Genomic DNA, 7564 nt, shown 5'->3' on the forward strand with positions numbered 1-7564 from the left:
TCCCTATGCCGGTTCGTTGTCGGATATGCGTTTGATGTCTGCGCCCAGGCTGGTGAGCTTTTCAGCCATGCGCTCATAGCCCCTGTCAATATAGTGGACATTGGAAATCTCTGTAACCCCGTCTGCAATGCATCCGGCCAATACACAGGCAGCTCCTGCCCGCAGATCCAATGCCTTGATAGGCGCCCCGGTAAGCTTATGACCGCCCTCGATCACGGCCATTCTGCCTTCAACCCTGACCTTTGCGCCCATTCGTCTCAATTCCTCAATGTATTGAAAACGGTTATCAAAGATGCTTTCGGTTATGGTGCTGATCCCATCGGCCCTCAGCAGCAGAACCGACATAATGGGCTGCAGATCGGTGGGAAAGCCCGGATAAGGAAGTGTCTTGATATTGACCCTGTTCAGGCGATCCTTGCCCCAAACCCGGATGCTGTCGTCATACTCCTCTACCTTGACATTCATTTCAATAAGCTTGGCCGACAGGGATTCCATATGTTTGGGAATGACGTTCTTCACCAGGACATCACCCTTGGTGGCTGCGGCCGCGATCATATAGGTACCGGCTTCAATCTGGTCCGGTATGATGCTGTGAACCGCATTGCCCTTAAGTTCCTTCACGCCCCTGATACGGATGATGTCGGTACCGGCACCCTTGATGTCGGCTCCCATGGCGTTCAAAAAGTTGGCGATATCGACGATATGCGGCTCCTTGGCCGCGTTTTCAATGGTGGTCACACCCTCCGCCTTAACAGCCGCAAGCATGATATTGACGGTAGCGCCCACACTGACCACATCAAGGTAAATATTGGCCCCTGTCAGCTTACTGGCAGACAGCTTGATGTGTCCGTGCTCGATCTCTACTTTGGCACCAAGGGCCTCAAAGCCCTTGATATGCTGATCGATGGGCCTCACGCCAAAATTGCAGCCGCCGGGAAAGGTGACAACTGCCTTTCTGAACCTTCCCAGGAGCGCTCCCATTAAATAATAGGAACCCCGAAAGAGATGCATGTCCTCGCTGGTCGCAACATAGGACGATACATTGGTAGGGTCCACCCTCAAGGTATTGGCATCGATATCTATGAAACGGGTTCCCAGGGATTCCATGATCCTTCTGAGAATCGCTATGTCAAGGATATTCGGTATGTTCTCAATCGTGCATGCATCGCTTAATAAAAGTGCGGCCGGCAGGACACCCAATGCAGCATTTTTAGCCCCGCTAACCGTCACTTCACCTTTTAAGCGTTTCGGGCCGCGGATAAGTAATTTATCCACATAAACACCAACCTTCCGGTTTCTTCTTCAGTTGTCTTCCAACCCATACGGTCTTCCTCAGGAAAGGCAGGAAACCCCTGCCGTTAATATCCTGACAAGACAAAGATATTATAACACTATGACGGCGGTTCGGCAAATTAATAATGCGTAACTTGCAGCCAATCCGTCATATCTCTTCGCCGGTAAAGGCATTGTAATAGATCTCCCGTCCATCGGACAGACGGATACGCCACACCGGACTGTCATACAGCTCGCCTTCATGGATCCTCTTGAAGCCAAAGCTTATATCGGTGATGACCGAATTCTCCTCAAGGTTTGATACGGCCAGGAGCCGCCATGCCGATAAAACCTCGCTCCTGCCTATCGTGTGGCTCACTTCTTCGGTCATGACCAGGGCATGTTCAAGACCTTTTTCAGATACTGTGAAATCCGCATGGATGCTGAACAATAGCTGCCCTTTGTACTTCCTGACATACCTGACATAAACCTTTCCGTCCTTTTCATCCCAGATGTCAGGAATAAAGTCGCCAGGCTTTAGGCCAATGCCCCGGAAAACCCGCTGAAGTTCTTCTGCGAGCGCTTCCCTGTCGGCAATATCCAAATGTCCGTCGGGCGATTTATCATTAAATATAATACGATTATTCCCAATTTCCAATACTTTCCCTTCAGCTTCCCACACATTTTCCCCGCCATGGATTTGCCTGGCATCCCGGCCCAGGAAAAATGAGACAACACGGCTTTCGTCAACCTTTCCTTTCTTGTAGACAATGCTTCCGGATTCAGCCCGGAAGGAGGGTACCGTGCACTCCACCCGGATATTTTTCGATTCCAGCAGGCTGTTGACAAGCTGTATGTAATCACGGCCGGGTCTGGTGTCGGATGCGGTACGGATGATGCTGTACAGAAGAAAACCGTTAAGAACGACAAACAGGAAGATTAAGATGAATTTTGCCCTGGACCATTCCATGTTAATCCTCCATTTCTCCGACAGGCACCCGGTATGAAGCCTTGTCTGTTATGATCAGCCAGCTGGGATACAACCGCTTGTCCGATATATCGGTTATAATCAAATGATATCCCATCCTAATGCTCCGGAACTTTTCGAACCAAAGCAGCGAGGGATGGTTTTCATTGATCCTGTCCAGCATATCGATAAACGACACGCTGTAGGTCCGATATCCCGGATTGCCACGGAATTCCCTTATAACCCATCGGCATTCCAGGATCCTGTCAGATGAGGCCTTTATTCTGATCGCAGGCGCGGTCATATCATTGTCTGCATCCGAAAGCAGAATATCCATTCCGCCATAGCGATAGCCGAAGGTAAAGACAAAAGCATTACCCTCCTGCCTGATATCCTTCAGCACGATTTCCGCATCCCCCACCAGGTCTTTTCTGAGTTCAATGAACGAGAGCGCCTGGACAAAGGAGGATTTGGCATCTCCGGGATCCGTTTTCTGTTCAGGCGGAAGGTATTTATACTCCAGGACGCCATAGGCATTCAACTGGTATACATTCTCGAGATCAGAGAAGACAACGATGTTCTCGGTTTTGTCGCGCATGGCAAGCAGGCTGTCCTTCTGGGTAAGAAGGATACTTTCCTGTATGCTTTCCAGATCATCGCTTTCCGGATCAAGGATAAGGGATCCCGGTATTCTGGCACTGAGAATCTGCATGGACTGGGTGACATCAGGATCCATGGCGTAGATGGGAATATCTTCATGCGCAGGATCAGCGAAATCGGGAAACGCTTCGCCGATTGCGCTCATGGGCTCAATTCCGGACTGGTTCCGCATTTCATTGGCCAGCCCGCTGTAATACGCTTTCGGCCTCATGTTGTCCCTGATTTCTGCATGATACATGTAAACGCTGCTTTCATCGTAAACGTACAGGGTATTCACCGTGATGTTGACATTCTCCTGGGGCACAATGATGATGCCCCTGATCCCATTGAAACTGGGACTGGCCGACTTTATGCCGGCAAACCAGAGCAGCATGCTGTTGGGATACTTTACCGCAAAATCAATCCTGATGGAGGAAATGTCCATGAGCTCAGACCACATGCTGGCCGGGTAGATACGTCGAGGTTTGCTCTGACATAGGATGGGAAGATAGTTCTGCCTGATATCATCCCATATGACATGATAGGCAAAATGCTGTTCGTTCAGAACCCATTGGCTGAATCGATCGGTCATGATGGTGATGTTTTCGGGATGGAAGTAATTGTCCTTTACCTGTTCAACATTCACGTGATCGATTCCATTGTCGGCAAAAATAGCCTCCAATAAAAAATTAAAAGGAAACCCCTGCGTTTGATTCCAGAGGATTCCTATCTGTACCATGCATAAAAAAGCCAGGAAAATCAATATGCCGGATTTCAGGCGTTCCTTCCTTTGCCTTTTCATCTCTGTATCGCCTTGCTCACTTCAGCTTCAGTGCATCCAGCACACTGTCGGGATTAATCGGCACAGGTATGATAACGGTTTTCTTGGCGGTGATCAGCTTGTCCGTAATTTGCAGGTTCACGCCAGGAACCAGATCTGCCGCGTGCTCTTTTCTGAACGCAAGAATCCGTATCTCGTTAACCCTGTCGGATCCGAGATAGAGCAGATCCGTACGGGCCACAAAGGCCACGCCGCCTACTTCAATCACGTTGGAACCATTGCTGCACACCAGGGGAATGTACACATCATCAGCCTTAATGAACAGCATGACTATAACAGGACTGCTGCTGTCGGAGTCCTGCTTGACAGTGCCCGTCAGCACATAGTGGAGAGGATTGTTGACCGGATCCTTCTGATTCCACTTGATGTTGACGATAAAATTGTCGGTGGTATCTACTTTAGTGTCCAGAAACTGGCTGGCATACTGCTCATAATCGACGGCCTCTTCCTGCTCAGTTTCTTCGCTCTGGGCAGAAGCACCGTTCGACGCGGATTCGGTTTCCGAGCTTATGGCTTGAATCGTACCCGGAGTCCCCGGGGACGAAACGTTATCTTTAGTGAGACTTGTTCCGGGAGCGGTTGTGCCAGTGTCTGTTGTTGCATATGCCGTTACAGAGGCCAGTCCGAGCCCCAGCAGCAGCACCAACAGAAAAATCAACTTTTTTGCCATCTCAAATCCTCCAGACAAGTCCGGCTTAACCTTTAATCTATATTCTATGAGGAATAGAACCTTACTTATACAATATCAGTATACATCATTTATTATTACAAATCCATTACGTCGCTTTTAAAATGCCGTTACCTTCTTTTTCCTAGCCTGCGGCGCTGGCTGCACGCAGGGGCAGCTCGATAAAAATTTGCGTGCCGCGGCCTACTTTGCTTTTGGCAGAAATATTTCCACCATGAAGCTGTGCAATTTCCCTGGCAATGGCAAGCCCAAGGCCGGTTCCTCCCAACTGACGGGAACGCGCCTTGTCAACCCTGTAGAAGCGCTCGAAGATCCTTTCCACATCCTGCTCGGGAATACCGATTCCATTGTCCTCCACGTTGATGACAATCTTATCCTTATCGCAATAGCAATGGACCGTGATCTTGCCCTTTTGGGGCGTATACTTGATGGCATTGCCGATAACATTGGTCAGCAGCTGATCCAGCCTGTGCCTGTCGCCCTGAATAATGGGCAAACCTGCCTTGATGTTCACCCTTAACTCCTGCTCCTTCTGCTCTGCTTCCCGTCTGAGCCGTTCCACGCAGGAATTTACCAGATCGGCCGGTGCGATGTCTTCCAGGTTAAGGCGGATACCGCTGTCATGCTGGGAGAGAATGAGCAGATCCCGCACCAGGCGTGCCATGCGATCGGTTTCGTCGTTAATAACCCTGAGGAAGTGCTCCGTTGTCGCCGGATCTTCACGCGCACCGTCAAGCAGGGTTTCCGTGTAGCTTTTGACAGAGGTCAGAGGCGTCCTCAATTCATGGGAGACATTGGCGACAAATTCCCTTCTCATCCTGTCCAGCTTCTGCTCCTCCGTGATGTCCTGGATAACGGTGACCAGTCCTTCGATATTGCCGTCATCATCCATGACCTCGGCAAACTGCAGCTTCAGGTATTTACCCTCAAACTCCACCCTGCGCTGAAGCCCGTTTAAGCCCAGCTTGTCCTTTTTATCCTTGTCTTCCGGCGGAAGCGAAATGTCGAAAAGGTGCAGAAAGGATTTCAGGTTCAGGTCAAGCGCCTTGTTGCCAAGGATGTCCCTGGCCGCATCATTGATGTGAACCACCAGGCCGTTGATATCAAAGGCGACAACGCCGTCGGTCATGTTTTTCATGATGGTTTCAATTTTCTTCTTTTCGCTGGTGATCTCAGCCAGGGTATTCTTCAGCTTGGCCGACATGAAATTGAAGGTTTTGGCCAGTTTGCCAATCTCATCGTTGGATTCCACATCCAGTTGCTGACCAAAGTCCCCCCTGGAGATCTTTTCTGCCTTCTGCATGATGCGGGCTATGGGCCTGGTAATGGTTCTGGCCAAAATGTATCCTATCCCGAGGGCTGCGAAGATGGAAAAGAACATACCCCATAGGATGACACCGTTGAGTTCTCTTATCACGTTTACGGCCTTCTGCCGGTCATACTTGAAGAACAGGATGTATTCGCCGTCTTTCAGGGGCTGGATCCGCACATAATCGTAGAAATCCCCCATTTTGGAACGGGTATAGTTCCGATTCTGTGCAATGACCGCATTACCGCTTTGCGTCAGGGCAGCCAGGAGGTTTTCCGATTTGTAGATCTCGTTTTTGAAACCGATCTTATCCTGCTGGTAGTACTGGTCGGACGAATACATGATCTTCTGATCCGTTTTCCGGATAATCGTAAAACTTCTGTCCAGACCACGAATCAGTCCCGATATGCGGGGATCATTGATGAGCCTGTATTCCAGATCCGCATAGCTCGTATTGGCATCGATGGACAGCTCGACATAATTGCGCTCGATGCCTTCAATAAAATCGGTATAAAAGATGTTACCCAGCTGGAAGTTAAGAAAAACCCATATGACGCTCATGAGAATGAACGTAATGGATATCAGAATGGCGACAAGCCGCCACTGTATGCTGCGAAAAAAGAGGAGGAATCTATATTTTTTCATGATCGCGGTTACAGGGCAGGATTAAAGTAATACCCTACACCTCTCTTTGTCAGGATGTATTCCGGTTTGCTCGGATCTTTCTCCAGTTTCTCCCTCAGTCTTCTTACCGTAACGTCAACCGTGCGAACATCTCCGAAATATTCGTATCCCCAAACCTTCTCAAGAAGGTTCTCACGTGAAAAAATCTGTCCCTTCTGCATGGCCAGGAATTTGACCAGTTCGAACTCCCTGAGGGTCAGCTCTATAACCTGTTCGCCCCTTTTGACCTCATACCTGTTGATATTGATTTCCAGGTCGGCAATCTTGATGACATCATCGGTTTTTGCCGGAGCCGCTTCGTCAATAACACGCCTTAAGTTTGCCTTTACCCTGGCCATCAGTTCCCTTGGGCTGAAAGGCTTTGTTATGTAGTCATCGGCTCCCAGTTCAAGGCCCAGAACCTTGTCTACTTCCTCTTCCCTGGCTGTCAGCATGAGAATGGGTGTTTGCATGGTTTGCCTGAGCTTTCTGCACACGGTAAACCCGTCCATCTCGGGAAGCATGATATCCAGAATGATGAGATCGGGTTTTTCTCTTTCTGCTATTTCGATTGCCTGTCTGCCGTCATAGGCCTCCAGTGTTTCAAAGGATTCCTTCTGTAGATTGTATTTCAATATATCTACAATGTTCTTCTCGTCGTCCACGATGAGAATCTTCCTCTTCATCTTATACCCCCATAGGCAATTGTTGTGGCACGGCCTTATACCCATGTTGTTCCGTGCCATGATGTATAACAGGTAAATCGAAAGGTCAGACCGTAGGCAATACTGTAATCATTATATCATATTATTCTCGTAATGTTATTGTAAATTTGAGGCCATAAACAGCCTCCGGCCCATGTATCAGGCGGATTGCAATGCTCTCATCAGAAGCCTGATAGTTGTACCATGGCCCTTTTTGATAACGGCATGGGCTCCTGTCATGCCGAAGTGTTCATATTGCCTTCATAAGAACAAAGCCCCGAGCTATTCGCTCAGGGCTCTGATATAAATCTGGCAGCGACATATTTTCCCAGGCCGTCTCCAGCCAAGTATCTTCTGCACGGGAGAGCTTAACTTCTGTGTTCGGTATGGGAACAGGTGTTTCCTCTCCGTTATAGCCACCAGATATCTTTCGGGTGTTTCTTAGCACCCTCAAAACTGTATAACGAGCTTACTCCGCTTT

The 7564-nt window shown here is 49.1% G+C and carries 6 protein-coding genes and 1 rRNA gene; all 7 read right to left on the bottom strand.

Going from position 1 to position 7564, the window contains the following annotated elements; all coding sequences use genetic code 11:
- Positions 1–3 precede the first annotated feature (3 nt).
- Positions 4–1275, bottom strand: coding sequence for a UDP-N-acetylglucosamine 1-carboxyvinyltransferase (locus F3H12_RS08910; protein ID WP_149678995.1), 1272 nt, complete (start codon positions 1273–1275; stop codon positions 4–6).
- Positions 1276–1441: 166 nt separating this feature from the next.
- Positions 1442–2242: a two-component system regulatory protein YycI gene (gene yycI / locus F3H12_RS08915; RefSeq protein ID WP_149678996.1), complete on the bottom strand. Its 801-nt coding sequence runs from the start codon at positions 2240–2242 to the stop codon at positions 1442–1444.
- Between the two features lies 1 nt (position 2243).
- Positions 2244–3524, bottom strand: coding sequence for a hypothetical protein (locus F3H12_RS08920; protein WP_149678997.1), 1281 nt, complete (start codon positions 3522–3524; stop codon positions 2244–2246).
- 172 nt (positions 3525–3696) lie between these two features.
- Positions 3697–4389, bottom strand: coding sequence for a hypothetical protein (locus F3H12_RS08925; protein WP_149678998.1), 693 nt, complete (start codon positions 4387–4389; stop codon positions 3697–3699).
- Positions 4390–4531: 142 nt separating this feature from the next.
- On the bottom strand, positions 4532–6361 hold the full coding sequence (locus F3H12_RS08930) for an ATP-binding protein (RefSeq protein ID WP_149678999.1): 1830 nt from the start codon (positions 6359–6361) through the stop codon (positions 4532–4534).
- 8 nt (positions 6362–6369) lie between these two features.
- Positions 6370–7065, bottom strand: coding sequence for a response regulator (locus tag F3H12_RS08935; RefSeq protein ID WP_149679000.1), 696 nt, complete (start codon positions 7063–7065; stop codon positions 6370–6372).
- Positions 7066–7390: 325 nt separating this feature from the next.
- Positions 7391–7507: ribosomal RNA gene (gene rrf / locus F3H12_RS08940) — 5S ribosomal RNA — on the bottom strand.
- Between the last annotated feature and the right edge of the window lie 57 nt (positions 7508–7564).

This window comes from Thermoclostridium caenicola (genome assembly GCF_900142095.1).
In the GTDB taxonomy this organism is placed as follows: Bacteria; Bacillota; Clostridia; order DSM-8532; family DSM-8532; genus Thermoclostridium_A; species Thermoclostridium_A caenicola.